This is a genomic window from Vibrio sp. 2134-1 (genome assembly GCF_033339495.1).
The window spans coordinates 1-1467 of sequence record NZ_JAWOUS010000078.1 but is presented as its reverse complement, the minus strand read 5'-3'; the positions used below and the strand labels follow the sequence as shown (position 1 = coordinate 1467).

Annotated in this window: 1 protein-coding gene; it reads left to right on the top strand. The window is 47.9% G+C overall.

All coding sequences use genetic code 11. The annotated features are described in order from the left end of the window. Nucleotides 1-1467: penicillin-binding protein 1A (locus R7R78_RS23935; protein WP_225474357.1), on the top strand; the 1467-nt coding region annotated here is incomplete at both ends.

Genomic DNA, 1467 nt, shown 5'->3' with positions numbered 1-1467 from the left:
CTGTCGTGGTTGCTCTTTCCGGCTCAGCAAAGCAAGGGGCGAGTACCATCACTCAGCAGCTAGCGCGTAACTTCTTCTTATCCAACGAGAAGAAACTAATGCGTAAGATCAAAGAGATCTTCATTGCCATTCACATTGAGCAACTGCTGAGCAAACAAGAGATCATGGAGCTTTACGTTAACAAGATCTTCCTTGGCTATCGCTCATACGGTTTTGGTGCAGCAGCTCAGGTGTATTTTGGTAAGAGCTTAAATGAGCTCTCGCTTAGTGAAATTGCGACACTGGCGGGGATGCCAAAAGCACCTTCAACCATGAACCCAATATACTCGCTAGAACGTGCAACAAAACGTCGTAACGTTGTGCTAATGCGTATGCTCGATGAAAAATACATTACGCAAGAACAATTCGATGAAGCACGTAACGAACCAATCATTGCTCGTTACCACAGTGCAGAAATTGAAGTGTCTGCGCCTTACGTTGCCGAACTTGCACGTGCATGGGCAGTAAAAGAGTACGGTGAAGAGAAAGCCTATACGTCGGGTTTGAATATCTACATGACGGTTGACTCTAAACTGCAAGACGCTGCCAATAAGGCTGCGGTAAACAACCTAATGGCTTATGACGAGCGTCATGGCTACCGCGGCGCAGAAAAAGTGTTGTGGAAAGAAGGGGAAGCCGCTTGGGATGCAGAACAAATTGAGAAGCATCTAAAAGGCCAGCCAACTTACGGCGATCTTTACCCTGCTGTCGTGACAAAAGTGGAAGGCAAAACGGCGCAAGTTGTTGTGAAAAATAACGACGCACAAACCATCCCTTGGACTGGCATGAACTGGGCACGCAAATTCCTCACCGATAACCGTCAAGGTTCAACACCAAAATCTGCACAAGAGGTTTTAGCTGCAGGTGAACAAATTTGGGTTCGCGAGCTAACGACCACCGATGAAGATGGCAACACTCAAAGCAGCTGGAAGCTAAGCCAAGTGCCTAGCGCGAACACCGCATTTGTCGCGATGAATCCTGAAAATGGTGGCATTTTGTCACTGGTAGGTGGTTTTAACTTTGTTCACAGCAAGTTTAACCGCGCAACCATGTCCGTGCGTCAGGTTGGTTCTAGTATCAAACCATTTATTTACTCAGCCGCTATCGATAAAGGCCTAACGTTAGCAACTCTGATCAACGACGCGCCAATCAACAAATGGGACGCAGGTTCAGGCTCTGCATGGCGACCAAAGAACTCACCTCCAACTTACGGTGGTCCAACTCGCCTTCGCATTGGCTTAGCGCAATCGAAAAACGTAATGGCGGTTCGTACCTTACGTGAAGTGGGTCTGGATGAAACTCGTCAGTACCTAACTCGCTTTGGATTCGATATCAACGAAGTGCCTCGCTCAGAAACTATAGCCTTGGGTGCGGGTAGCTTAACGCCAATGAAAGTGGCGCAAGGTTACTCGGTTTTTGCAAACGGCG